This is a genomic window from Burkholderia sp. MSMB1498 (assembly GCF_001526245.1).
In the GTDB taxonomy this organism is placed as follows: Bacteria; Pseudomonadota; Gammaproteobacteria; order Burkholderiales; family Burkholderiaceae; genus Burkholderia; species Burkholderia savannae.
Genome location: NZ_LOYJ01000066.1, coordinates 22,778 through 47,649, shown reverse-complemented (window position 1 = coordinate 47,649; position 24,872 = coordinate 22,778). Strand labels below are relative to the sequence as shown.

18 protein-coding genes are annotated in these 24,872 nt (G+C 68.5%); 8 read left to right on the top strand and 10 right to left on the bottom strand.

All coding sequences use genetic code 11. From position 1 onward, the window contains the following. Positions 1–21: 21 nt before the first annotated feature. Positions 22–957: a metallophosphoesterase gene (locus tag WS91_RS12450; RefSeq protein ID WP_059670357.1), complete on the top strand. Its 936-nt coding sequence runs from the start codon at positions 22–24 to the stop codon at positions 955–957. Positions 958–1,012: 55 nt separating this feature from the next. Here the strand turns inward: WS91_RS12450 and WS91_RS36800 are convergent, their stop codons facing one another. Together WS91_RS36800 and WS91_RS12445 are read right to left on the bottom strand one after the other, a co-directional pair. After that, entirely contained in the window at positions 1,013–1,186 is a 174-nt protein-coding gene (locus WS91_RS36800) for a hypothetical protein (RefSeq protein ID WP_038751273.1), read from the bottom strand. Positions 1,187–1,312: 126 nt separating this feature from the next. After that, positions 1,313–2,254 carry a LysR family transcriptional regulator gene (locus WS91_RS12445; RefSeq protein WP_038751275.1) on the bottom strand — a complete coding sequence of 314 codons (942 nt, stop codon included), beginning with the start codon at positions 2,252–2,254 and terminating at the stop codon, positions 1,313–1,315. 218 nt (positions 2,255–2,472) lie between these two features. Here WS91_RS12445 and WS91_RS12440 point away from each other — a divergent pair, with 218 nt between their 5' ends. From WS91_RS12440 to WS91_RS12425, 4 genes are read left to right on the top strand one after another with little or no spacing between them, the layout of a single operon-like run. Continuing rightward, positions 2,473–4,173: an efflux transporter outer membrane subunit gene (locus tag WS91_RS12440; RefSeq protein ID WP_059670356.1), complete on the top strand. Its 1,701-nt coding sequence runs from the start codon at positions 2,473–2,475 to the stop codon at positions 4,171–4,173. A 19-nt stretch (positions 4,174–4,192) separates the two neighbouring features. Continuing rightward, entirely contained in the window at positions 4,193–6,394 is a 2,202-nt protein-coding gene (locus WS91_RS12435; RefSeq protein WP_059670355.1) for an FUSC family protein, read from the top strand. Further along, positions 6,391–6,594 carry a DUF1656 domain-containing protein gene (locus WS91_RS12430; RefSeq protein ID WP_004191885.1) on the top strand — a complete coding sequence of 68 codons (204 nt, stop codon included), beginning with the start codon at positions 6,391–6,393 and terminating at the stop codon, positions 6,592–6,594. The genes WS91_RS12435 and WS91_RS12430 overlap by 4 nt, the downstream gene beginning before the upstream one ends. A gap of 13 nt (positions 6,595–6,607) precedes the next feature. Then, positions 6,608–7,489 carry an efflux RND transporter periplasmic adaptor subunit gene (locus tag WS91_RS12425; RefSeq protein ID WP_038751281.1) on the top strand — a complete coding sequence of 294 codons (882 nt, stop codon included), beginning with the start codon at positions 6,608–6,610 and terminating at the stop codon, positions 7,487–7,489. A gap of 159 nt (positions 7,490–7,648) precedes the next feature. On the opposite strand, the gene WS91_RS12420 is transcribed toward WS91_RS12425, so the two are convergent. Beyond that, a complete protein-coding gene (locus tag WS91_RS12420) occupies positions 7,649–9,325 on the bottom strand; it encodes a methyl-accepting chemotaxis protein (RefSeq protein ID WP_059670354.1) in 1,677 nt (558 codons plus the stop codon). Between the two features lie 343 nt (positions 9,326–9,668). Between WS91_RS12420 and WS91_RS12415 the strand changes: the two genes are divergently transcribed. Then, a complete protein-coding gene (locus tag WS91_RS12415; RefSeq protein WP_038751285.1) occupies positions 9,669–10,919 on the top strand; it encodes an MFS transporter in 1,251 nt (416 codons plus the stop codon). A gap of 558 nt (positions 10,920–11,477) precedes the next feature. On the opposite strand, the gene WS91_RS12410 is transcribed toward WS91_RS12415, so the two are convergent. After that, positions 11,478–12,260, bottom strand: coding sequence for a 5'-methylthioadenosine/adenosylhomocysteine nucleosidase (locus tag WS91_RS12410; RefSeq protein ID WP_038751287.1), 783 nt, complete (start codon positions 12,258–12,260; stop codon positions 11,478–11,480). Then, a complete protein-coding gene (locus tag WS91_RS12405) occupies positions 12,257–14,620 on the bottom strand; it encodes a UvrD-helicase domain-containing protein (protein WP_059670353.1) in 2,364 nt (787 codons plus the stop codon). Before WS91_RS12405 ends, WS91_RS12410 begins: the two co-directional genes overlap by 4 nt. A 139-nt stretch (positions 14,621–14,759) precedes the next feature. On the opposite strand from WS91_RS12405, the gene WS91_RS12400 reads away from it, so the two are divergent. Both WS91_RS12400 and galU read left to right on the top strand, forming a co-directional pair. Beyond that, positions 14,760–17,627 (top strand): valine--tRNA ligase, encoded by a 2,868-nt coding sequence (locus WS91_RS12400; RefSeq protein ID WP_059670352.1) that lies wholly within the window; start codon positions 14,760–14,762, stop codon positions 17,625–17,627. A gap of 86 nt (positions 17,628–17,713) precedes the next feature. Next, on the top strand, positions 17,714–18,595 hold the full coding sequence (gene galU, locus WS91_RS12395) for a UTP--glucose-1-phosphate uridylyltransferase GalU (RefSeq protein WP_038751293.1): 882 nt from the start codon (positions 17,714–17,716) through the stop codon (positions 18,593–18,595). A 71-nt stretch (positions 18,596–18,666) separates the two neighbouring features. Here galU and WS91_RS12390 read toward each other — a convergent pair whose 3' ends face one another. The 5 genes from WS91_RS12390 to WS91_RS12370 form a co-directional block, all read right to left on the bottom strand. After that, the gene (locus tag WS91_RS12390; protein WP_038751295.1) at positions 18,667–19,281 is read right to left on the bottom strand and encodes a DUF4136 domain-containing protein; all 615 of its coding nucleotides are present in this window, start codon (positions 19,279–19,281) and stop codon (positions 18,667–18,669) included. An 89-nt stretch (positions 19,282–19,370) separates the two neighbouring features. After that, on the bottom strand, positions 19,371–21,764 hold the full coding sequence (locus tag WS91_RS12385) for a CHASE2 domain-containing protein (protein WP_059670351.1): 2,394 nt from the start codon (positions 21,762–21,764) through the stop codon (positions 19,371–19,373). Between the two features lie 10 nt (positions 21,765–21,774). Continuing rightward, complete coding sequence (locus WS91_RS12380; RefSeq protein ID WP_059583086.1) at positions 21,775–23,145, bottom strand: FecR domain-containing protein; 1,371 nt, start codon at positions 23,143–23,145, stop codon at positions 21,775–21,777. Then, the gene (locus WS91_RS12375; protein ID WP_004193573.1) at positions 23,142–23,846 is read right to left on the bottom strand and encodes a response regulator transcription factor; all 705 of its coding nucleotides are present in this window, start codon (positions 23,844–23,846) and stop codon (positions 23,142–23,144) included. Before WS91_RS12375 ends, WS91_RS12380 begins: the two co-directional genes overlap by 4 nt. A 324-nt stretch (positions 23,847–24,170) precedes the next feature. After that, a complete protein-coding gene (locus WS91_RS12370; protein ID WP_038751300.1) occupies positions 24,171–24,557 on the bottom strand; it encodes a hypothetical protein in 387 nt (128 codons plus the stop codon). Positions 24,558–24,872 lie beyond the last annotated feature (315 nt).

Sequence of the window (24,872 nt, the reverse complement as noted above, 5' to 3'; positions counted from 1 at the left end):
CGCGCCACGAAGGAGCCGTCCGTGAAGATTCGCGTGCTGTCCGATCTGCATCTCGAATGCAACGAGCCTGACGCGATCCCGTACGCGCGCGCGGATCTCGTCGTGCTCGCGGGCGACATTCACAATCATGCGGAAGGCTTGCGCTGGGCGGCGCAGACGTTCGATCCCGACGTGCCCATCGTCTACGTGCCCGGCAATCACGAGTATTACGACGGCGAGTTCGGCGCGCTCGAAGCGGCGATGCGCGACGCCGCCGCGACGCTCGACCACGTCCACTACCTGAACAACGCCGCGTATGTCGATCCGGCCGGACGCTTTCGCGTGCTCGGCACGACGCTCTGGACCGATTTCGAGCTGTTCGGCGGCGACGAGGCTGCGCTCGCGCAGTCGATCGCCGAGTGCGAGCGCGTGATGCTCGATTTCAAGGGCTTGATTCAGGTGGATTGGCCGGGCGACGCGGGCGCGGGCAAAGCGGCCGATGCAGCCGCCGACGGAGCCGCCGATATCGCCGATGCAACGGCGCAGGCGAGACACGCCGCCGCCTCGCGTGCGCCCGCGGGGCAGGCGCCCGACTCGGCGGCGGCGCCGAGCCCGCGCGATTTCGCGCCGCGCGACGCCCTCGCGCTGCATCGCACCGCCCGTGCGTGGCTCGAGCGCGAGCTCGCGAAGCCGTGGGCGGGCCGAACGATCGTCGTCACGCACCACGCGCCGCACCGCGCGAGCCTCGCCGCGCGCTACGCCGACGATCTCGCGTCGGCCGGCTTCATCAGCGATTTGAGCGCGCTCGTGCGGCCGCCCGTCTCGCTATGGATTCACGGGCACACGCACACGTCGTTCGACTACACGACGGCCGAAGGCACGCGCGTCGTCTGCAATCCGCACGGCTACATTCGCCGGCGCACCGGCGAGCGCGAAAATCCGTCGTTCGAATGGGGCAAGATCGTCACGCTCGCGTGACGCGAGCGCGAGACGAAGAAGCAGAAGCGCGAAGGAACCGCCGCGCCCGCGGCATTCAGAGGACGGTGCGGCGGCCGTCCCGATGTGGGCGATGCGAACGCACGCGCACCGGAACCGGAGCGCAGCGCTTTTGCGCGTCGATCGCGCGCAGCAACTCGCGCGACGCCGCGATCCCGATCGCGCCGAAGAGCGCGAGCGCGCCGAAACCCATCAGCAGAGGCGTATTCATCGATTTCTCCCCGATCCGTCGATTGCGTTAAGCGAATACATGAGAAGACAGTAGCAAACCCGGCGCGGCGTGAACGTAAGAAAGTGTTGCGACAGCGTCAAAATGCGTCAATTCCGCCGCGCGGCCTCAGGTCTGCACGGTGAAGCGCTCGAGCGCCGCTTCGTCGGCCTCGAGGATCGACGGCAGCTCGTCGCGCAGAAAATCGACCCACGTGCGGATCTTCGCGTCGAGATACTGGCGCGACGCATAGAGCGCGTAGATGTTCATCGCGTGCGACCGGTATTCGGGCATCACGCGCACGAAGTCGCCGTTGCGCAGGCCGGCGATCGCCGAATAGAGCGGCAGCACGCCGATGCCCATGCCCTCGCGGATGCCGGCCGCGAGCGCCTCGGCGACGTTCACGCGAAACGGCGGCGGCGCGAGCGTCACGCTCTCCTCGCCGTGCGGGCCCACCAGCTTCCATTCGTCCCAGTACAGGCCCGGCGCGACCATCCCGAGGCATATGTGATTCGCGAGATCGTGCGGGCGCTGCGGCGCGCCGTGCTGCTCGATGTAGCCGCGCGACGCGCAGACGACGCTGAACGTCTCGCCGAGCCGCTGCGACACGAGCCCCGAATCGGGCAGCTCGCGCCCGACGACGAGCGACACGTCGAACCCTTCGTCGAGCAGGTCCGGCAGCCGCTGCGCGAGCGTCAGGTCGACCTGGACTTCCGGGTAGCGCTGCCGGTAGCGCGACACCGCGGGCACCGTGTAATGCTGGCCGAGGCTCGTCATGCAGTGCACCTTCAGCTTGCCGGACGGGCGCGCGTGCGCGTCGCTCGCCTCCGCCTCCGCCTGCTCGACGTACGCGAGGATCTGCTCGCAGCGCTGCAGATAGCGCTCGCCTGCCTCGGTGAGCGCGATGCGGCGCGTCGTGCGGTTCAGCAGACGCGTGCGCAGGTGCGCCTCGAGATCGGACACCGCTCGCGACGCGTACGCGGTCGTCGAATTGAGCTGCTGCGCCGCCGCCGTAAAGCTGCCCGCATCGACCACGCGGACGAACACACGCATGTTTTGGAGCGTATCCATGCTAATTCCCTATTGAATCCGGGAGGATTGTTGCATAAATATTCAACAATATTATCTCAATGTCCGTAAGAATGCGTTGCACCATTGTCGGTTTATTTGGCAATCCGCAAAAAAATATAATCGCATCCGACTCATCTTTATCCGAAAGGGAGAAAATCGTGCAGTCTCCGGCAACAAGAGGGACGCTTGCACTCGCGGTTCTTGCAATCTCATTAATAATGGCCGGATGTGCAAGCATGGGCGATGTTGCACCGCAAGCAAAGCAGATCGACCCGGCCTCGCTCGATGCGGGCGCGGCGATCGCGGCAGCCGACCGCGACGCCGGCTGGCCCGCGTCAGACTGGTGGCGCGCGTATCGCGATCCGCAGCTCGACGCGTGGATCGCCGCGTCGCTCGCCGGCAATCCGTCGCTCGCGGCCGCGCAGGCGCGCGTGCGCGAAGCGCAGTCGCTCGCTCGCATCGCGCACGCCGAGGAGCTCCCGCAGTTGAACGGCAGCCTCTCGCTGATGCGCCAGCACTGGCCGGACAACGTCTACTACGGCCCCGGCCCGCTCGCCAACGCCGACACCTGGAACAACACGGGCGCGCTGAGCCTGTCGTACCACCTCGACCTGTGGGGCAAGGACAAGAACAACGCCCGGCGCGCGCTCGATACGGCGCGCGCCAGCGCGGCCGACGCGCGCGCGGCGCAGCTCGAGCTCGAAGCGAACGTCGTGCGCGCGTACGTCGACTTCGCGAAGGATTACGCGCTCCTCGACATCGCGCACGCGACCTACGACCGCCAGAACGAGCTCGCCGAACTCGCGCGCAAGCGCCTTCGCGCGGGCATCGGCACGCAGCTCGAAGTGAGCCAGGCCGAGGCGCCGCTGCCCGATTATGCGCGGCAGATCGATTCGTACGAGGAAGCGATCCAGCTCGGCCGCCATCAGCTCGCCGCGCTCGCGGGCAAGGGGCCGGGCGCGGGCGCGCCGCTCGCGCGGCCGAAGCTCGCGCTCGACGCCGACGCGAGCCTGCCGTCCGCGCTGCCCGCCGAGCTGATCGGCCGGCGGCCGGACGTCGTCGCCGCACGCTGGACGGTCGACGCGCAGGCGCGCGGCATCGACGTCGCGAAGGCCGCGTTCTATCCGAACGTCGACCTGATCGCGTCGCTCGGCGGCTTCGCGGTCAGCGCGCCGTTCGCGACGTTCCTGCGCGCGATGAACGGCGGCTGGTCGGCGGGCCCCGCGCTCACGCTGCCGATCTTCGAAGGCGGCCGGCTGCGCGCGCAACTGGGCGTCGCATCGGCCGGCTACGACGAGGCCGTCGAGCGATACAACCAGACGATCGTCGGCGCGCTGAAGGACATCGCGGACAACGTCGTGCGGCTGCATTCGCTCGACTCGCAACAGAAGGACGCCGCGCGCGCGGTTGCGCTCACGCGCCGCTCGTACGATCTGTCGCATACCGGCTTCAGCCGCGGGCTCACCGACTACGTGAACGTGCTGCTCGCGCAGAGCCAGTTGCTGACCGCGCAGGAGAACCAGGCGCGCGTCGAAGCCGCGCGGCTCGCCGCGCACGCGTCGCTGATGATCGCGCTCGGCGGCGGGCTCGAAACCGCGGGCGACGCGCCGCATGACGCGCCGGCGGGCGATGCGCGGCGGGCGAGCGCGCCGAACCCGCCCGCCGCTTCGGCCGACGCATCCGCTTCGACCAAGTCCGGCGCGCCGGCCGCGGCCGACGCCCCGGCGGGCTTCGGCGCTTCGGCTTCGGCTTCGGCTTCGGCTTCGTCGGCCGGCGGCCGCGCTGCCGCCGCCTCTCGCGCATCGGCCACAGCCGCCGCCGCAACGGCGAGCGGCCTCACCGCCGCCGTCGCCGGCGCGTCGGCGCCGACGTCCGCCGCGACGAGCGCGTCGGCGACCGCCGCCCCCGCCGCGCGCTAACCCACGCAAGGAGCCGATCATGTCAGCCGCCCCTCCCGCTTCCGCCCCGCCGCCGCGATCGGCCGGCGCCGCGCTCGTCGCGTCGATGAGCGACTGGGCGCGCACCGACGGCGCCGCGTGGCTCTATCTCGCGAAGGCGCTCGCCGCCGCGTTTCTCGCGCTCGGCGTATCGATGGTGCTCGACCTGCCCGCGCCGAAGACCGCGATGACGACCGTCTTCATCGTGATGCAACCGCAAAGCGGCGCGGTGTTCGCGAAGAGCTTCTACCGGCTCATCGGCACCTTCGTCGGCCTGAGCGCGACGCTCGCGCTCGTCGGCCTGTTCCCGCAGCAGCCGGTGCTGTTCCTGCTCGCGGTCGCGCTGTGGGTTGCCGTATGCACGGCGGGCGCCGCGCGCAACCGCAATTTCCGCAGCTACGGCTTCCTGCTCGCCGGCTACACGGCCGCGCTGATCGGCCTGCCCGCGTCGCAGAACCCCGGCGGCGCGTTCATGACCGCGATGACGCGGGTGTCCGAGATATCGGTCGGCATCCTGTCCGCGGGCATCGTGAGCGCGCTGATCTTCCCGCAGTACACGGGCGAGCAGATGCGCACGACGGTGCGCCGGCGCTTCGGCGCGTTCGTCGACTACGTCGCGTCCGCGCTCGCCGGCACGCTCGACCGCTCGAAGATCGAGAGCGTCCACACGCGCTTCGTCGCGGACGTGGTCGGCTTCGAGGCCGCGCGCAGCATGGCCGTGTTCGAGAATCCGGACACGCGGATGCGCAGCGGCCGGCTGTCGCGCCTGAACAGCGAGTTCATGACCGCGTCGAGCCGCTTCCACGCGCTGCATCAGCTGATGAACCGGCTGCACGCGACGAGCGCGCAGGCAGTCGACGCGCTCGAGCCGTACTTCCGCGAGATCGCGCCGCTCTTGTCGAAGGACGGCGAGTACGTGCGCACCTCAGCCGACGCCGCGTACGCCGCCGAGCAGTTGCTCGCGTATCGCGACGCGCTGCCGCGCCGCATCCGCGCGACGCGCGCCGAGCACGAGACGCAGCCCGGCTTCCCGCTCCTCGACTTCGACACCGCGTCCGAGCTGCTGTACCGCTTCATCACCGATCTGCACGCGTACGCGGCCACCTACGCGTCGCTCGCCGCGAGCACGCACGAGCGCGAGCGCTGGATCGAGCGCTACGAGCCGCGCACCAACGCGACGGCCGCGCTGATCGCGGGCATCCGCACGGCGAGCGTGATGCTGCTGCTGAGCGTGTTCTGGATCTACAGCGCGTGGCCGAGCGGCGTGATGCTCGTGCTGAACGCGGCGGCCGTGTGCGCGCTCGCGTCGTCGTCGCCGCAACCGACCAAGATGGCCGCGCAGATGGCGCTCGGCACCGCGTTCGCGGTCGTCACGGGTTTCGTGCTGATGTTCGGCGTCTATCCGCACATCGACGGCTTCGTGCTGCTGTGCGCGGCGCTCGCGCCGTTTCTCGCGCCCGGCGTGTTCATGTCGCTCAGGCCGAAGTACGCGGGCTGCGGCGCGGGCTACCTGATTTTCTTCTGCACGCTCGCCGGCCCCGAGAACGTCACGCACTACGATCCCGCCGGCTTCATGAACGACGCGCTCGCGCTGCTGCTGTCGATGATCGTGTCGGCGATCGCGTTCGCGGTGCTGTTCCCGCCGAGCGCGCCGTGGCTCAAGAAGCGCCTGTTCGCCGATCTGCGCCATCAGGCGGTCGCCGCATGCCACGCGCGTCTGCCGGGGTTGCGCACGCGCTTCGAGAGCGGCGCGCGCGACCTGATGTTCCAGGCGCACGGATTGTCGGCCGATCAGCCCGACGCGCAGCGCGACGCGTTGCGCTGGATGTTCGCGGTGCTCGAGACCGGCAACGCGGTGATCGACCTGCGCCACGAGATCGCGACGCTGCCGCGCGATCCGCGTTACGCGGCGACGATGCCGTGGCGGCGCGCGATCGAGGCGGCGCGCGACGCGCTCGCCGCGCTGTTCGGCAAGCCGGCGCCCGCGCGCTTCGACGCGGCGCTCGCCGCCGCCGTCGACGCGATCGCGGCGACCCAGCAGGCGCTCGTCACGTTCGCGCCGCCGCGCGAGGAACGCCACCAGATGCAGCGAATCCTGTCGCACCTGCATTTCGTGCGCACCGCGCTGCTCGATCCCGAATCGCCGCTCGCCGCGCTCAACGGCGCGCGCGTGCCGCCCGACCGACAAGGAGTTTCACCATGATGCCGCGCGACCTCGCGATCCTCGACGCCTACGTGCCGACCGTCGTGCTGATGTTCGTCATCGGCGCGTTCGCGACCTGGCTGATCGACCGCCTGCTCGCGTACACGGGCCTCTATCGCGTCGTCTGGCACCCGTCGCTGTTCCGGGCGAGCCTGCTCGTCTGCATTTGCGGCGGGCTCAGCCTCGCCGTCTACCGTTGATATGAGTCGAACCATGCTCTTGCGAAAACTCTTCGGCTTCGTCGCGACAGCCGCCATCCTGATCGTCGCGATCCTGATCGGGCGCACCCTGTGGGTCCATTACATGGACGAGCCCTGGACCCGCGACGGCCGCGTGCGCGCGGAGATCGTCAACGTCGCGCCGGACGTGTCGGGCGCGGTCGTCGAGCTGCCGGTGCGCGACAACCAGCTCGTGAAGAAGGGCGACCTGATCATGCAGATCGATCCGTCGCACTATCAGATCGCGGTGGAGCAGGCGCAGGCGGCCGTCGCCGCCCGCCGCGCCGAGCTGCAGATGCGCCGCGCCGACGCCGCGCGCCGCGCGGACCTCGACGCGCTCGTCGTGTCGAAGGAAAGCCGCGAGAACTCGGCGCAGACCGCGTCGAGCGCCGAGGCGCAATACCAGCAGGCGCTCGCCGCGCTCGACGCCGCGAAGCTCAATCTCGAGCGCACGCGCGTTGTCGCGCCCGTCGACGGCTACGTCACGAACCTGAGCGTGTTCAGGGGCGACTACGCGAGCGCCGGCCAGGCGAAGCTCGCGATCGTCGACAGCCATTCGTTCTGGGTGTACGGCTACTTCGAGGAAACGAAGCTGCCGCGCGTGAAGATCGGCGCGAAGGCGCAGATGCGGCTGATGAGCGGCGGCGTGCTGAAGGGCCACGTCGAGAGCATCTCGCGCGGCATCTACGACCGCGACAATCCGCAAAGCCGTGATCTCGTCGCCGACGTGAACCCGACGTTCAACTGGGTGCGGCTCGCGCAGCGCGTGCCGGTGCGCATCCATATCGACGAGGTGCCGAAGGATCTCGTGCTGTCGGCGGGCACGACGTGCACGGTGATCGTCGAGCCGGACGACGGCGGCAAGCGTAAGTCGTAAGTCGTGAGTCGTGAGTCGTAAGTCGTGAGCCGTGAGTCGTGAGCCGTGAGCCGTGAGCCGTGAGCCGTGAGCCGGCAAGTAGCCAGCCGTAAACCGTAAGCCGGAGCAAGCCACGCGCAAGCGCGCGCGAAACGGCGCGCCCGCCGAAACGCGCGCCGCTCAACCCACCGCGTGCGCGGGCAAATGGAAGCGCCCGACCATCGCCTTGAGCATCTGCGCCTGCTCGTCGAGCGAGCGCGCGGCCGCGGCCGCCTCCTCGACGAGCGCCGCGTTCTGCTGCGTGCCCGCATCCATCTGCGTGACCGCGCGCTCGATCGCGTCGATGCCCGCGCTCTGCTCGTTCGACGCGGCCGAGATCTCGCCCATGATGTCGGTCACGCGCTTCACCGCGCGCACGACCTCGTCCATCGTGCGCCCGGCGTCCTGCGCGAGCACCGCGCCGTTCGCGACCCGCTCGACCGACGCGCCGATCAGCGCCTTGATCTCTTTCGCGGCCGTCGCCGAGCGCTGCGCAAGCGAGCGCACTTCGCTCGCGACGACCGAGAATCCGCGCCCTTCCTCGCCCGCGCGCGCCGCCTCGACGGCCGCGTTCAGCGCGAGAATGTTGGTCTGGAACGCGATGCTCTCGATCACGCCGATGATGTCGCGGATGCTCTTCGCGCTCTCGTCGATTTCGTTCATCGTCACGACCACTCGGCCGACGACCGTGCCGCCCTCCTCGGCGACCGACGAAGCGTTCGCCGCAAGCGCGCTCGCCTGCCGCGCGTTCTCCGCGTTCTGGTGGACGGTCGACGTCAGTTGCCCCACGCTCGTCGCGGTGCGTTCGAGCGCGACCGCCTGCTGCTCGGTGCGCTGAGACAGATCGAGATTGCCCATCGCGATCTCGCCCGCCGCCGACGCGATCGCCTCGGCGCTCGCCGAAATCTCGCGCACGGTGCCGGCCAAGCCCTCCTGCATGTCGCGCAGCGCGTGCAGCATGCTGTCGCGATCGCGCGTGTCGAGCCGGATCGCGTTCGACAAATCGCCGCGCGAGATGCTGACCGCGATCTCCTTCGCATACGCGGGCTCGCCGCCCAGCTGCGCGCCGAGCCTGCGCACGACCCACGCGGCGATCGCGAACGCGAGCACGACGAGCGCGGCCGTCATCGCGGCGAGCATCGCGAACGACTCGCGATAGATCGCGCCCGACGCGTCGAGGGTCGCCTTCGACGCGTCGCCGCGCGCGTCGACGAGCGCGTCGACGAGCTTCTCGAGCTTGCCCGTCTCGACGAGCAGCGATACGTCCTGCGAGCCGACCTGCCAGCTCATCTGCGACAGGTCGAGCGGCTGCTCGCGCACGAGCTTCACGAAGTCGCGCAGATGCCCGCTCCACGCGGCGACGGCCGTGCCGAACGCCTTGAGCCGCGCGGCGGCGTCGGCCGCGCCGTCCGCGTGCCGCTGCAGCGTCGCGAGATCGTTGCCGATCGCGGCGAGCCCCTTGTCGATGTCCGCGCCGAGCTCGTCGCGCTCCTTCGCGGTCGTCGCGGTGATCAGCATCTTCTGCGCACGGCTCGCGCGCAGCACCGACGCGCGCACTTCCTCGGCCGCGCGACTCGCGACGTGCCCCTGCTCGTACACCGACTTGATCGAGCTGTTGAGCCGGCTGATCTGCGCGAGCGAGAACAGGCCGACGGCGAGCGTGCCCGCGAGCAGCACGGCGAACGCCGCGCGCAGCGTCGCCTTCACCGACCACGCGCGGCGCGCGCGACGCGGCCTGCCGGGCCCGGGCGCGCGCCTCGGGCTCCCGGCCGGGCCGTCGGGCAGGAATTGCTTGCCGTGCAGCGATACTCCTTTCATTGATGGGTCCCCGTTCTGATGCTGCAGCCGAAAAGGCGGTTTCGGCATGACCGTCGGCGCTCGCGCGGTACGTCTCGCCGGAATCTACGGCAGGCGCTTTTTTTTCTTGAGTGGGGTGAAACCCGCCGTTTCACGCACGACGCACGGCGGGCGGCGGCGCAAACGCTAAACACGCGCAGACGCGCAAAATCACGCAACAGTAGGCGTCAGAATTGTCCGATTCGCGACAAAAGTTGGCCGGACATTGCCGACTCGCCACTTTAGACTTCGTTGACGCATCAAAGAAAAACAGTGTCGTGCCCTTTCAAGCACGCAGCGCCCCTTCCGAGACACTCGCATTCCTATGGAAACCAGCCTCGACAACCGCCCGTCCGTTGCCCGCCCCGCCGCGCCGCCCGCACCGACCACCGCCTCGCGCACCATCTATCCGGTGCTCGGCGCGATCAGCTTCTCGCATCTGCTCAACGACATGATCCAGTCGCTGATCCTCGCGATCTATCCGATGCTGAAGTCGGAATTCGCGCTGTCGTTCGCGCAGATCGGCCTCATCACGCTCACTTACCAGATCACCGCGTCGCTCCTGCAGCCGGTGATCGGCCTCTATACCGACAGGCGTCCGCAGCCGTACTCGCTGCCCGTCGGCATGGGCTTCACGCTCACGGGCCTGCTGCTGATGTCGTTCGCGCCGACGTTCCCGCTCCTGCTCGTCGCGGCGGCGCTTGTCGGCTGCGGCTCGTCGGTGTTTCACCCCGAATCGTCGCGTGTCGCGCGCATGGCGTCGGGCGGCCAGCACGGGCTCGCGCAGTCGCTGTTCCAGGTCGGCGGCAACGCCGGCTCGTCGCTCGGGCCGCTCCTCGCCGCGCTGATCGTGATCCCGCACGGCCAGCGCAGCATCGCATGGTTCTCCGTCGCGGCGCTCGTCGCGATTCTGGTGCTCGTGCAGATCGGCCGCTGGTATCAGCGCCATCCGGCCGCGAAGAAGAAGGCCGCGCGCATCGCGCATCCGACGCTGTCGCGCCGGCAGGTCATGCTCGCGCTCGGCGTGCTCGTGCTGCTCGTGTTCTCGAAGTACTTCTATCTCGCGAGCATCAACAGCTATTTCACGTTCTATCTGATCGACAAGTTCCATCTGTCGGTGCAGGCCGCGCAGATCCATCTGTTCGTGTTCCTCGCGGCCGTCGCGGCGGGCACGATCGTCGGCGGGCCGATCGGCGACCGGATCGGGCGCAAGTACGTGATCTGGACGTCGATCCTCGGCGTCGCGCCGTTCACGCTGCTGCTGCCGTACGCGAATCTCTTCTGGACGACGGTGCTCACCATCGTGATCGGCGTCGTGCTCGCATCGGCGTTCGCGGCGATCATCGTCTACGGGCAGGAGCTGATTCCGGGCAAGGTCGGCACGGTCGCGGGCCTCTTCTTCGGCCTGTCGTTCGGCCTCGGCGGCGTCGGCGCGGCGGTGCTCGGCCAGCTCGCCGACGCGACGAACATCGCGTTCGTCTACAAGGTTTGCTCGTTCCTGCCGCTCATCGGCGTGCTGACGGTGTTCCTGCCGAATCTCGAAAGCAAGGGGAAGCTCGGGAAGCAGGCGGCCTGACGGATCGGCCCGACTAGGGAAATCGCCCGCGACGGAGGCGATCGGCGGGCGGTTGCGAAGGTGCGCGCGGAGCGACGGCCGCCAAGTTGGCGGCGCGCGGTCGTCTGAGTCGTCTGAGTCGTCTGAGTCGTCTGAGTCGTCTGAGTCGTCTGAGTCGTCTGAGTCGTCTGAGTCGGTCGGCGGCGAATCGGCGTCGAATCCACGTCGATTCGCGCACACCTCTGGGCTCGGCTCGGCTCGGCTCGGCTCGGCTCGGCTCGGCGGATGATGTGCGATTCACGCGCCAATTCAACCGAGCGTTGCGAAACCTGCGTTGCGGCAGCGGCGGCCGACGCCGATCGAGTCGGATCGAGTCGGATCGAGTCGGATCGAGTCGGGTCGGGTCGGGTCGAGTCGAAACGACCGCCGCGCGGCGCCCCATACGCGACGAAAAAGCGCCGCCGCGAGCGGCCCGACATCGCCCTACCCCCGCTGCTCGCGCGGGTAGACCGAGCCGCCGCCTCGCGGCGAGCAGCGGCGAGCAGCGCCAAGTAGCGGCGCGCCGCCTTCGCCTTCGAATCAGGCCGCCTTCGCGTGCGCGGCGAGAAACCGCTTCAGAATGCCCGACGAATACGTGCCGGCGATATCGGTCAGGAACGTCGTGAACGACGCGCTCGCGTGATCGTCGGCGGTGTCGGAAATCGTCCGGACGATCGCGCACGGCACGCCGTACTCGTGGCATACCTGCGCGAGGGCCGCGCCTTCCATCTCCACGGCCAGGGCGTCCGGCAGCGCGTCGCGCAACGCGGTCACTTCGCGCTCGCTCGACACGAAGCGGTCGCCGCTGACGATGAGCCCCTCGCGCACGCGCGCGCCGCGCAGCCGGAAGCGCGCGTTCAGCGCTCCGCCCTCGTCCTCGACGAAGCGCGCGCACGCGGCCTTCAACTGCGACGCGAGCGCGGCGTCCGCGGAAAAGCGCGTGCGCCCGAGCAGCGGCACCTCGAAGCGCGGAAAGAGCGGCGACGCGTCGAGATCGTGCTGCAACAGCGCATCCGCGACGACGACGTCGCCGACGCTCACGTCGCTCGCGACGCCGCCCGCGACGCCCGTGAACACGACCGCGCGCACGTCGAAGCGATGAATGAGCGCGCTCGCCGTCGCGGCGGCCGCGACCTTGCCGATCCGCGCGAGCGTGACGACGCATCGCACGCCGTACGCGACGCCGGCGTGGTAATCGCGCTGGCCGAGCGTGACCGTGTCGACAGGCCCCTCGTCGCGCATCGCGGCGACGAGGTCGCCCAGCTCCTCGGGCAGCGCGGCGAGAATGCCGAGCGGCCGGCTCGAAAACGTCTGCTGATTCATTCGACCGCCTGCAGTTTCGCGACCGCGAGCGCGAGCCACTTCTCGCCGTGCCGCTTGAATTTGACTTGCGCCTTCGCGTCGGTGCCGCTGCCTTCGAGCGCCGTCACGGTGCCTTCGCCGAATTTCGTGTGGAACACCTGCTGACCGATCCGCAAGCCGTTCTCGGCCTCGCGCTGCTGGTTCGCGAACGCGGGCAGCGGCGCGGACACCGCCGCGTCGACGACGCTCTCTCGCGCGCCCCCGCCCGGCCGCCCGAACCAGTCGCGCCCCCAGCCGGCGTTGTCCGATCGGCCGCCCCAGCGGGCGCCCGCCTCGACCTTCGGCGTAAGCCACTTGAGCACGTGCTGCGGCAGCTCGTCGAAGAAGCGCGAGCGGATGTTGTAGCGGGTCTGGCCGTGCAGCATCCGGCTCTGCGCGAACGACAGGTAGAGGCGCTCCTTCGCGCGCGTGATCGCGACGTACATCAGCCGGCGCTCTTCCTCGAGGCCGTCGGATTCGATCGCGCTGTTTTCGTGCGGGAAAAGCCCCTCTTCGAGCCCGGTGATGAACACCGCGGTGAACTCGAGCCCCTTCGCCGCGTGAACCGTCATCAGTTGCACCGCGTCCTGGCCCGCCTGCGCCTGATTGTCGCCCGCCTCGAGCGACGCGTGCGACAGAAAGCCCGCGAGCGGCGTCATCGCATCGGGGTTCTGCGCGGGATCGGCGAGATTCGCGGGCGCGAGCACCGCGTCGGACGGATCGGCGTCGCCCGCGGCGAGCTCGGGCGCCGCGCTCGCGCGGGCGTGCAGCGGAATCGAGCGGGCGGGCGTGTCGAGCCCGTAGCCTTCCTCGGAGACGAACGCGGTGGCCGCGTTCACCAGTTCCTGCAAGTTCTCGAGGCGATCCTGCCCTTCGCGCTCGCCTTGATAGAAATCGGCGAGGCCGCTCGCGCGAACGACGTACTCGACCGTCTCGGGCAGGCTCATCTGCGCCGTTTCGGCGCGCATCTTCGCGATCAGGTTCGCGAACGCGGAAAGGCTCGAGCCCGCCTTGCCCGCCACGTACGGGATCGCGGCCGCCATCGCGCAGTCGTACAGGCGCGCGGCGTCGGCGAGCTGCTCGATCGAGCGCGCGCCGATCCCGCGCGTCGGAAAATTGACGACGCGCGCGAACGCGGTGTCGTCGTTCGGATTGTCGATGAGCCGCAGATATGCGAGCGCGTGCTTCACTTCCTTGCGCTCGAAGAAGCGCAGGCCGCCGTACACGCGATACGGGATGCCCGCCGTCATCAGCGTGTGCTCGATCGAACGCGACTGCGCGTTGCTCCGGTACAGCACCGCGACCTCGCTGCGCGCGAGCCCCGAGTTCACGAGCGAGCGGATCTCCTCGACGATCCACGCCGCTTCCTGCGCGTCGGTGGCCGCTTCGTAGACGCGCACCGGCTCGCCGTGGCCCGCGTCGGTGCGCAGGTTCTTGCCGAGCCGGTGCGCGTTGTTCGCGATCAGATGGTTCGCCGCGTCGAGGATGTTGCCGTGCGACCGGTAGTTCTGCTCGAGCTTGATCAGGTTGCGCACGCGGAACTCGTGCTCGAAGTCGCGCATGTTGCCGACGTTCGCGCCGCGGAACGCGTAGATCGACTGGTCGTCGTCGCCGACCGCGAAGATCGCGTTTTGGCCGCCCGCGAGGAGCTTGAGCCACGCGTACTGCAGCTTGTTCGTGTCCTGGAACTCGTCGACGAGGATGTGCTTGAAGCGCGCCTGATAATGCGCGCGCAACGGCGGGTTGTGCGCGAGCAGCTCGTAGCAGCGCAAGAGCAGCTCGGGGAAATCGACGACGCCCTCGCGCTGGCACTGCTGCTCGTACGCCTGATACAGCTCGACGAACTTGCGGTTGAAGTGGTCGGTCGCGTCGACCTTGTCCGGGCGCAGCCCCTGCTCCTTCGCGTTGTTGATGAAGTACTGGACGTTCTTCGGCGGATACTTCTCGTCGTCGACGTTCGCCGCCTTCATCAGCCGCTTGATCGCGGACAACTGGTCGGCGGTATCAAGGATCTGGAAAGTCTGCGGCAGACCGGCGTCGCGCCAGTGCGTGCGCAGCATTCGGTTGCAAAGGCCGTGGAACGTGCCGATCCACATGCCGCGCGTGTCGATCGGCATCATCGCGGACAGGCGCGCCATCATCTCGCGCGCGGCCTTGTTCGTGAACGTGACGGCGAGCACGGTGGGCGGCGACGCATAGCCCTGCTGGATCAGCCACGCGATCCGCGTGATGAGCACGCGGGTCTTGCCGCTGCCCGCCCCGGCGAGGATCAGCGCCGGCTCGTTGGGCAGCGTAACGGCGGCGAGTTGTTCGGGGTTCAGGTTCGCGAGCAGATCGGGCATGGAGAAAAAGCGGTCGAGCGGGTGGACGCGGGCCCGACATTATAAATCGCGCGCGGCCCGCGCCGCCCGGCGGATGCGCATCCATTTATAATTGATGGTTTCCGCATCAATCACCCCATCTTTCGGCGAATTTCCTACCATGAGCGACACCACGCTTGCGAAGAGTTTCGAGCCCCACACCATCGAATCCCAATGGGGGCCGGAATGGGAAAAGCGCGGCTATGCCACCCCTGCGCTCGACCCGAGCCGGCCTGATTTCTCGATCCAGTTGCCGCCGCCCAACGTGACGGGCACGCTGCACATGGGCCACGCGTTCAATCAGACTATCATGGACGGGCTCGTGCGCTACCACCGGATGCTCGGCCACAACACGCTGTGGGTGCCCGGCACCGACCATGCCGGCATCGCGACGCAGATCGTCGTCGAGCGCCAGCTCGACGCGCAAGGCGTGTCGCGCCACGATCTCGGCCGCGAGAAGTTCGTCGAGCGCGTATGGGAATGGAAGGAGCAATCCGGCTCGACGATCACGCGGCAGGTTCGCCGGATCGGCGCGTCGCCCGACTGGTCGCGCGAATACTTCACGATGAACGACAAGATGTCCGACGTCGTGCGCGAAGTGTTCGTGCGCCTCTACGAACAAGGTCTCATCTATCGCGGCAAGCGCCTCGTCAACTGGGACCCCGTGCTGCTCACCGCCGTGTCCGATCTCGAAGTCGCGAGCGAAGAGGAAAACGGCCATCTGTGGCACATCCGGTACCCGCTCGCGCACGGCTCGGGCCACCTGACCGTCGCGACGACGCGCCCCGAGACGATGCTCGGCGACGTCGCGGTGATGGTCCATCCGGAAGACGAGCGCTACCGGCACCTGATCGGCCAGCACGTGAAGCTGCCGCTTTGCGGGCGCGAGATTCCGATCATCGCCGACGACTACGTCGACCGCGAATTCGGCACGGGCGTCGTGAAAGTCACGCCCGCGCACGACTTCAACGACTACCAGGTCGGCCTGCGCCACAAGCTCGAGCCGATCGAGATCCTCACGCTCGACGCGAAGATCAACGACAACGCGCCCGCACCCTACCGCGGCCTCGACCGCTTCGACGCGCGCCGCGCGATCGTCGACGAGCTCGACGCGCAAGGCCTGCTCGAATCGGTGAAGCCGCACAAGCTGATGGTGCCGCGCGGCGACCGCACGGGCGTCGTGATCGAGCCGATGCTCACCGATCAGTGGTTCGTCGCGATGACCAAGCCCGCGCCGGAAGGCACGTTCCATCCGGGCAAGTCGATCACCGAGGTGTCGCTCGACGTCGTGCGCGGCGGCCAGATCAAGTTCGTGCCGGAGAACTGGACGAGCACCTACTACCAGTGGCTCGAGAACATCCAGGACTGGTGCATCTCGCGCCAGCTGTGGTGGGGCCATCAGATTCCCGCGTGGTACGGCGAGAACGGCGAGATCTTCGTCGCGCGCAGCGAGGACGACGCGCGCGCGCAGGCCGCCGCGAAGGGCTACACGGGCGCGCTCGAGCGCGACGACGACGTGCTCGACACGTGGTTCTCGTCGGCGCTCGTGCCGTTCTCGTCGCTCGGCTGGCCGAACGACACGCCGGAACTGAAGCACTTCCTGCCGTCGTCGGTGCTCGTGACGGGCTTCGACATCATCTTCTTCTGGGTCGCCCGGATGGTGATGATGACGACGCACTTCACCGGCAAGGTGCCGTTCGACACGGTGTACGTGCACGGCCTCGTGCGCGACGCCGAGGGCCAGAAGATGTCGAAGAGCAAGGGCAACACGCTCGACCCGATCGACATCGTCGACGGCATCGCGCTCGACGCGCTCGTCGCGAAACGCACGACGGGCCTGATGAATCCGAAGCAGGCCGCCACGATCGAGAAAAAGACGCGCAAGGAATTCCCGGAAGGCATCCCCGCGTTCGGCGCCGACGCGCTGCGCTTCACGATGGCGTCGATGGCGACGCTCGGGCGCAACGTGAACTTCGATCTCGCGCGCTGCGAAGGCTATCGCAACTTCTGCAACAAGCTATGGAACGCGACGCGCTTCGTGCTGATGAACTGCGAAGGCCACGACTGCGGCTTCGACAAGCCGCAAACCTGCGGCGCGGGCGACTGCGGCCCGGGCGGCTATCTCGACTTCTCCGCGGCCGACCGCTGGATCGTATCGCTGCTGCAGCGCGTCGAGGCGGACATCGCGAAGGGCTTCGCCGACTACCGCTTCGACAACATCGCGAACGCGATCTACAAGTTCGTCTGGGACGAGTACTGCGACTGGTATCTCGAGCTCGCGAAGGTGCAGATCCAGAACGGCACGCCCGAGCAGCAGCGCGCGACGCGCCGCACGCTTTTGCGCGTGCTCGAGACGGTGCTGCGTCTCGCGCACCCGATCATCCCGTTCATCACCGAGGCGCTTTGGCAGAAGGTCGCGCCGCTCGCCGGCCGCCATCCGGCGGGCACCGCGCCAGGCGAAGCGTCGCTGATGGTGCAGGCGTATCCGATCGCCGAGCCGAAGAAGCTCGACGAGGCGGCCGAACAGTGGGCGGCCGAACTGAAGGCGGTGGTCGATGCATGTCGTAATCTGCGTGGCGAGATGAACTTGTCTCCGGCCACCAAAGTGCCGCTCCTCGCGGCCGGCGACGCCGCGCAGTTGCAGGCGTTCGCACCGTACGTGCAGGCGCTCGCGCGCCTGTCCGAAGTGCGCGTGCTCGCAAGCGAAGCGGCGCTCGACGCGGACGCGCACGGCGCGCCGATCGCGATCGTCGGCGACAACAAGCTGGTGCTGAAGGTCGAGATCGACATCGCGGCGGAACGCGAGCGCCTGTCGAAGGAGATCGCGCGCCTCGAAGGCGAAGTCGTGAAGTGCAACGCGAAGCTCGGCAACGAGGCGTTCGTCGCGAAAGCGCCGCCCGCAGTGGTCGAACAGGAGCAAAAGCGGCTCGCGGAGTTTCAGAATACGTTGACGAAACTCGGCGCGCAGCTCGCCCGGCTGCCGGCGTAACAATCCGTAAGGAATCTTGCGTTCACTATAATGCTGCAATCACCATTCGATTCGACCGAATCGATACGAGGAGCAAGGGTTCAATCATGTTGAAAGTCACCAAGGCGGTCTTCCCGGTCGCGGGCCTGGGCACGCGGTTCCTGCCCGCCACCAAGGCGAGCCCGAAGGAAATGCTGCCCGTCGTCGACAAACCGTTGATCCAGTACGCGGTGGAAGAAGCGATTGCAGCGGGCATCACCGAGATGATCTTCGTGACGGGCCGCAGCAAGCGCGCAATCGAGGACCATTTCGACAAGTCGTATGAGATCGAAGCGGAGCTCGAGGCGCGCGGCAAGGAAAAGCTGCTCGACCTCGTGCGCAACATCAAGCCGAGCCACGTCGATTGCTTCTACGTGCGCCAGCCCGAAGCGCTCGGCCTCGGCCACGCGGTGCTGTGCGCGGAGAAGCTCGTCGCGGACAACCCGTTCGCGGTGATCCTCGCCGACGACCTGCTCGACGGCGAGCCGCCCGTGATGAAGCAGATGGTCGACGTGTTCGACCACTATCACAGCTCGGTGATCGGCGTCGAGGAGATCCCGCCCGAGGACACGAAGTCCTACGGGATCGTCGACGGCAAGGAATGGGAAGACTCGATCATCAAGATGTCGGCGATCGTCGAGAAGCCCGCGCCCGAAGTCGCGCCGTCCAATCTCGGCGTCGTCGGCCGCTACGTGCTGAAGCCGCGGATCTTCGATCATCTGCGCGCGCTCAAGCCCGGCGCGGGCGGCGAGCTGCAGCTGACGGACGCGATCCAGGCGCTTCTCGCGGACGAGCAGGTGCTCGCGTACAAGTATCGCGGCACCCGCTTCGATTGCGGCAGCAAGCTCGGCTATCTGAAGGCGACGGTCGAGTTCGCGCTCCGTCACCCCGAGGTGAAGACCGAGTTCGAAGCCTATCTGCGCTCGCGCAGCGAAACCCGGCAGCCGTAACCCCAGTCAGGCGCGGCGGGCGGCCACGTGCGCCGTCGCCGCGCTTCACGCGCCGCGCGCCCCGCTGCCGCTCAGTTCGAGCGGGCGGGCTTCACCGATACGACGCCGGGAAGCGCGCTCGCGTCGGCCTTCTTCGTTTCCACGAGCCACCCATTTCCGTCCGCAAACGGCACGCGCGCAAGCGCGCTGCGCACGAGCACGGGCGCCGCCTGCAGCGCATCGGGGCGACGGTCCTGCACGGCCGCCGACACGCGATACGCGTCGCGGCCGCTACTGCGCTCGACGAAGCGCAGCGTCAGCACGTGCCGGTAGACCGTGCCCGCGAACGGCAGCCCGAACGGCGCGGGCCCGTCGACCGCGACGCACGCCGGCTGCTGCGCGCCGCCGCAGCCCGGCATCGTCAGCGCGACGGACGCCGGCTGCGTCGCATAGGCGATCGACACGCGGTAGCGCGCCTGCGCGTCGGCCGCTTCGTCGAAGCCGCGCTGCGCGAGCTCGCGGCGCACGAGCGCCTCCACTTGCCCGTAGTCGGCGTTGTCGGCCTGCGCGGCCGTGCGCGCGAAATCGTAGGTCCGCGCGCCCGCGAGCGCATCGGGTGCGCCCGATGCGCTGACGCCCGTCGTCACCGACGCGCATCCGGACAACAACGCCACCGCCAGCGCCGCCCCCGCCCACAAGATTTTCATAGCTTCTCCCATATCGCTGTTCGCCCCCGTCCTAGCCATTCGCTCGTGCGCGGGCCCCACCCGCGCCGGACGATCGAATCCTGCCGGCGTCACGCTGACGGCTCGTCGAGCGTCGGCAGCGACACCGTGATCGCCGTGCCCACGCCCAGCGTGCTGTCCACGCCGACGCAGCCGCCATGGCGCACGACCACGGTCTTGACGAACGCCATCCCGAGCCCGGACCCGGCGACTTCCGGCCGCTCGTTCGTGTGAAACCGCTTGAAGCGCTCGAACAGATGCCGCTGATCCTCCGGCGAAATGCCGTAGCCCTGATCGCGGATCGTGCAATGCATGCGCTTCGTGCCCGGCTCGACCGATAGCGTACACGTGATCACCGTGTCCGTCGGGCTGTATTTAACCGCATTGTTCAACAGATTCACGAGCGCGCGGGTCATCAGCGAGCGGTCGGCGCCGATCCAGCACGGCTCGTCGCCAAGCGACGTGTCGATGCGAATCCGCTTCGCCTGCGCCTGCGGCCACACTTCGTCGCTCGCGTCGATCAGCAGATCGGCGAAGCTCACCGCCTCGAGCTGATACGTCTGCGACTCCGCGCGCGCGAGCTGCACGAACTCGTCGGCGAGCATCAGCGCGCGCTGCGCGTAGCGCTCGATCCGCCCGAGCAGCCCGCGCGTGTGCTCGGATTCGGCCCGCTGCCGCTCGATCTCGACGAGCGCGAGGATCGACGACTGCGGCGAGCGCATGTCGTGCGACAGCAGATGCAGCGCCTCCTCGCGCTGCCGCTCGGCCGCGTGCAGCGCGGTCACGTCGACGAGGCTCGCGATCCAGCCCGTCACGCTGCCCTGCGCGTTCGTGCACGGCGCGTAGCGTAACAGATGATCGAGGCCGCTCAGGTCGCGAACTTCGATGCCGCGCTCCATCACGTCGTTCGCGTAGTCGCGCGTCGGATCGAGCGCGGCGGGCCAGTGCGCGCGAAGCTCGACGTCCTGCTCGGCGTTGCCGTCGACCGTCTTCGTGAACGACAGCTCGCCGAACGCGACGCGCAGCGGCCGCCCTTCCGGCGCCGGCGCGTTCAGGCGCGCGCAGTAGCGCTTCGCCGCGTGGTTCGCGATCAGCACCGTGCCCGCGAGATCGGTGACGACGACGGGCTCCGGCATGCTGTCGAGGCTGTCCCAGACGAAGCGCTTCATGTCCTGCACGCGCTGCGCGGCCTGCGCCATCAGCGCCATCTGCCGCTCGAGCACGTCGCCGCCGAATTCGCTGCCCTCGCGCGGCGCCTCGGGCAGCAGGTGCGGCTCGTCGGCGAGCCGCTGCAGTTCGTAGCGCAGGTACGACATCGTCATCTCGAGGCGCCGCCAGTTCCAGATCGGGTAGGCCGCGATCAGCCCGAAGATCGCCGGCGCGGGCGACAGCCACAGCCGCGCCTCGTAGAGGAGCGCCGCGCTCGACGCGACCGCGAGCGCGGCAAGGCTCAGCGTGAGCAGCAGCGAGCGCCACGGCGACAGCATCAGGAAGCCGGCCAGCAGCACGACGAGCGGCAGCAGCGACGCGCTGAACACGAGCCAGCCGGAAACGGGCGAGATCGCGCGCCCCGTCATCAGCGTGTCGAGCACGTTCGCATGGATGTAGACGCCGGGCAGCGGACCGAACTCGCCCGAGATCGGCGTCGCGAAGCGGTCGTAGAGCCCCGACGCGGTCGCGCCGACGATCACGATCTTGCCGCGCAACTGCTCGGGATTCACGCGGCCCGCGAGCACGTCGACGAACGAGATCGCCGGATAGTTCTGCGACGCGCGGCTGAACGGAATGAAATAGCGCGCCTCGCCGTTGTCGTCCTGCGCGATGTCGTGCGCGCGCCGCGCGACGGACACGGGCTGCGCGAGCTTCAGCTGGCCGCTCTCGAGCGCGTGGAACACGGGCACCATCAGTTGCGGCCAGCGGTGCCGGCCGTCGCTCTCGAACAGCGCGACGCTGCGCACGATGCCGTCCGGGTCGACTTCGAGATTGATGTGGCCCGCGCCCGCGACGTGCTCCGCGAGCACCGGCACGGGCAGATTGACGGTGCGCGTGCCGTCGCTCTCCTCGGAGCTCAGCAGCACCGGCAGGAACGTCGGCGCGAGGTCGAGCGACTTCGCGAGCGCCTTGTCGTCGGCGGAAGGCTCGGTAAACAGCACGTCGTAGACGACGGCCGCGGGATGCATCTTCGCGAGCGCGCCGAGGAACTCCGCATGCACGCTGCGCTGCCACGGCCAGCGGCCGAGCGTGTCGAGGCTGCGATTGTCGATCTCGACGATCGCGATGTTCGACTCGATCGGCACCTTGCGCAGCGTCAGCAAGCGGTCGTAGATGATCCGGTCGACGCTCGCCGTCATCCGGCCCGCGACGCCCCCGAGGATCACCGCGACCCCGAGGCAGCCGATCGCGATCCACTCGACGAGAAAGCGGCGGCCGAGCAGCCGCCGCCGTTGCGTGCGGTCGAATCTCATCCGCCGCCCATCAACGCGCGATCGTGAACGCGTTGACCGCGCTGGCCTTCTCGTAGAAACGGCCGCCTTCGTAGCGCTCCGCGATCACGGTCCAGTAGTAGTCGCCCGGCTTCAGGTTCGATACGACGATGCGCCCGCCCTGCGCGTCGACCTGGTCGACGATCGGGTTGCTCAGGTCCTTCGATCCCGACAGCACGAAGCGAAAGCGCGTCGGGCCGGCGGCCGGGCCGCCTTCCGTCGTCGACCAGCGGAACGCGTAGCCGCCGTCGGCGGGCGCCGCCGACACATCGACGCCGAAGCGCCGCCGCTCGAACGCGTAGATGCGCGGCTGGCCTTCGAGGCCGTGCGAATCGATCGCCGAGATCCGGACGAAATAGGTGCCGTCCGGCACGTCCGCGAAAGCGGCGTGCGGCGTGTTCGCGCGCACTTCCTTGAAGAGATCGTACAGGCCCGCGTCGCGCGCGATCTGCACATGGTAGTTCTGCGCGCCGTCGAGCGGCACGAGATCGAACGCCACCTGCGGGTCGTCCTGGACCTTCGCCGGATTGACGAGCTGCGGCGCGCCGAGCAGCTCGATCGGGCTGCCGACGACGCCGCTCGCGCTCGTCACGTTGCCGAAGTTCGCGTGGACGAGCGTGTCGGTCGCGCGCTTCGCGCTCGGCGCGACGCCGACCGTGCCGTCGAGCACTTCGACCGTCGTCGACGCGCGGCCGTCCTTGTCGTAATTCACGCGAAAGCGCGTGCCGCGCACGCCGGCGACGACCGACGGCGAGCGGATCTGGAAGCGGTCGTCCTTCTTCTTCAGATGGGTGACTTCGCTGTCGACCGAGCCGCGGCGCAGATCGATCACGCGCTCGAGCGTGCCCGTCAGCACCGTGCGGCGCAGCGTCGCGAGGTCGATCTGGCTGTCGGGCGGCAGGCTCAGGTGGGTGCCGTCCGTGAGCTCGAGCGTGACGAACGCGTTCGCGCCCGTGCGCAGGCGATCGCCTTCCGTCAGCGTCGTGTCGACGGCGACGGGCGAGAACTGCGTCGAGCCGCGCCCCGCGCTCTCGACCGGCCCGTGCGCGGCGATCACGCGCGCCGACAGCCGCTCCTTGCGCAGCCGCGCTGCGGGCAGCTTCAACGCGATGCCCGGTTGCAGGTGCTTCGGCACCGGCACGTCGTTCAGTTGCGCGACGAGCGGCCAGTCGTCCGAGCCCTGCAGATAGCGGGCCGCGACGTCGTACAGCGTGTCGCCGTTGCGCGTCGTGTAGTCGACGGTCTGCCCGGACGGATTCTTCGTCTTCGACGGCTGCGCGGCGGCGTGCTGCGCCGCGAGAGCCGCTGCCGCGGCGCAGCACGCCGTCAGCACGTACTTCGTCACGATCCCGCTGGCACTCACTCGGCATCCCCCTGCATCACGCGCTCGAGGCGATAGCCGTAGCCGTAGATCGGCGCGAGGCGATAGCCGTTCTCCGGGCGCAGACCGAGCTTCGTGCGCAGCATCGAGATGTGCGTGTCCATCGTGCGCGACGGAATGTCGGTGGCCTGCTTCCATACGAGATCGAGAATGTGCGCGCGCGACAGCGGTCGGTCGAGGTGCTGGAACAACAGCAGCGCGAGCTCGAACTCCTTCTGCGTGAGGCTCACCGGCTTGTCGCCGACGTATGCCTGCTTCAGGTTCGCGTCGAACTTGTAGTTGTCGAACTCGCGGATCGACGACTCGGCGTTGACGGGATACGCGCGGCGCAGCAGCGAACCGATCCGCGCGCGCAGGATCGGGCCGGACACGGGCTTCACGACGTAGTCGTCGGCGCCCGCGTTCAGGATCTGCGTGATGCCCGCCTCGTCGTCGCGGCTCGTCATGAAGATGATCGGCAGGCGATGCTCGACCTGGTTCGCCCGCACCCACTTCAATACTTCCTCGCCGGACATGTCCGGCACGTTCCAGTCGAGCACCAGCAAATCGAACGTCTCGCGCTGCAGCCGCTTCTTCAGCGCCTTGCCTTCCTTGAACGCATAGCACGTATGGCCTGCGGCCGTCAGCGTCTGACTGACAAAATCCGTCTGGGCCTGATCGTCATCCAGTACAGCAATTCTCATAGCACCCCGCAAAACGAAATCCATTCGGGCACCCACGCCTGCCGGGCGGCGATGGGCAGGCCTGCACGAGCCCCCGATTCGCATCACTCGCCATTATCGGCCGAATGGTGAAGGTTGTCCGGCGCGCCTGCGCGTACCGGTATTCTATGTGATCGATGGCCCCATATCTCAAAAACGGGGCACGCCTGATCGGCGTTTTCATGATGGTAGTATGAAAACGGCCGGAGAAATGTGCGTATCGCCGCGTAATTATGTCAACGGCGACCGGATCGCACGCCGCGCCGCCGGCTTTGTGCCCGGCGGGCGCGGTGGTGAAAACGCCCGTCAGACCGGATCGGTCTCGAGAGCGTCACGTGCGACCGCGCGCGGCACGTGTTGCAATGCGTCATGCAGACTCGCCCGCACGTGCTCCCAGGCGGCGCCCGCGTAGTCTGGCTGACCGGCTGCCCACGCTTGCGCGAGGTCGAACACGCGCTCGACGGTCGCCGCGCAGCGCGTCAGGTCTGGCTGCGGACCGCCGAGCGCTTCGCGCATCCATTCGGCGAGCCACGGCATCTCGGCCGCGCTCGAATCCGCGTACGCTTCCAGCGCCGCGCGCGCGTGGCGGTCATGCTCGGGATCGAGCTCGACGCGCTGGATCGGCCGCCCCCGCTCGCGCGCCCTGCCGTTCGGCTCGAACGGTATCCGAATCGTTCCCGATCTGAACAGCATGACCTCCCCCTGTTTGCCGCAACGACACGCACGGGGCATGTCCTTCGCGATGCGTCCCGGCCGCGGCCGCCGTACGCACGGCACGATTCCGCAGACGAGACTCGACAGCGCAGTATAGGCACCGCGCGGCGAAACTTGGTTTAAGGATTGTTAGACGGATGCGCCGCCCGAGGCCCGCCGGCGGCCGCCAGCCGCGCTCGCTCGGCCGGCGCGCGACGACATGCGACGACGTGCGACGACGTGCGACGACGTGCGACGAAGCGCGAAGAAAAATGCCGCGCCGGGCACGCCCGCGCGGCATCGGAACGACATGGC

What these genes read in the sequence shown, in the direction of transcription:
- WS91_RS36800 (WP_038751273.1), bottom strand. Translation starts at nt 1,186, where the DNA reads ATGAATACGCCTCTGCTGATGGGTTTCGGCGCGCTCGCGCTCTTCGGC.
- WS91_RS12445 (WP_038751275.1), bottom strand. Translation starts at nt 2,254, where the DNA reads ATGGATACGCTCCAAAACATGCGTGTGTTCGTCCGCGTGGTCGATGCG.
- WS91_RS12440 (WP_059670356.1), top strand. Translation starts at nt 2,473, where the DNA reads ATGGCCGGATGTGCAAGCATGGGCGATGTTGCACCGCAAGCAAAGCAG.
- WS91_RS12435 (WP_059670355.1), top strand. Translation starts at nt 4,193, where the DNA reads ATGTCAGCCGCCCCTCCCGCTTCCGCCCCGCCGCCGCGATCGGCCGGC.
- WS91_RS12430 (WP_004191885.1), top strand. Translation starts at nt 6,391, where the DNA reads ATGATGCCGCGCGACCTCGCGATCCTCGACGCCTACGTGCCGACCGTC.
- WS91_RS12425 (WP_038751281.1), top strand. Translation starts at nt 6,608, where the DNA reads ATGCTCTTGCGAAAACTCTTCGGCTTCGTCGCGACAGCCGCCATCCTG.
- WS91_RS12420 (WP_059670354.1), bottom strand. Translation starts at nt 9,325, where the DNA reads ATGAAAGGAGTATCGCTGCACGGCAAGCAATTCCTGCCCGACGGCCCG.
- WS91_RS12415 (WP_038751285.1), top strand. Translation starts at nt 9,669, where the DNA reads ATGGAAACCAGCCTCGACAACCGCCCGTCCGTTGCCCGCCCCGCCGCG.
- WS91_RS12410 (WP_038751287.1), bottom strand. Translation starts at nt 12,260, where the DNA reads ATGAATCAGCAGACGTTTTCGAGCCGGCCGCTCGGCATTCTCGCCGCG.
- WS91_RS12405 (WP_059670353.1), bottom strand. Translation starts at nt 14,620, where the DNA reads ATGCCCGATCTGCTCGCGAACCTGAACCCCGAACAACTCGCCGCCGTT.
- WS91_RS12400 (WP_059670352.1), top strand. Translation starts at nt 14,760, where the DNA reads ATGAGCGACACCACGCTTGCGAAGAGTTTCGAGCCCCACACCATCGAA.
- galU (WP_038751293.1), top strand. Translation starts at nt 17,714, where the DNA reads ATGTTGAAAGTCACCAAGGCGGTCTTCCCGGTCGCGGGCCTGGGCACG.
- WS91_RS12390 (WP_038751295.1), bottom strand. Translation starts at nt 19,281, where the DNA reads ATGAAAATCTTGTGGGCGGGGGCGGCGCTGGCGGTGGCGTTGTTGTCC.
- WS91_RS12385 (WP_059670351.1), bottom strand. Translation starts at nt 21,764, where the DNA reads ATGAGATTCGACCGCACGCAACGGCGGCGGCTGCTCGGCCGCCGCTTT.
- WS91_RS12375 (WP_004193573.1), bottom strand. Translation starts at nt 23,846, where the DNA reads ATGAGAATTGCTGTACTGGATGACGATCAGGCCCAGACGGATTTTGTC.
- WS91_RS12370 (WP_038751300.1), bottom strand. Translation starts at nt 24,557, where the DNA reads ATGCTGTTCAGATCGGGAACGATTCGGATACCGTTCGAGCCGAACGGC.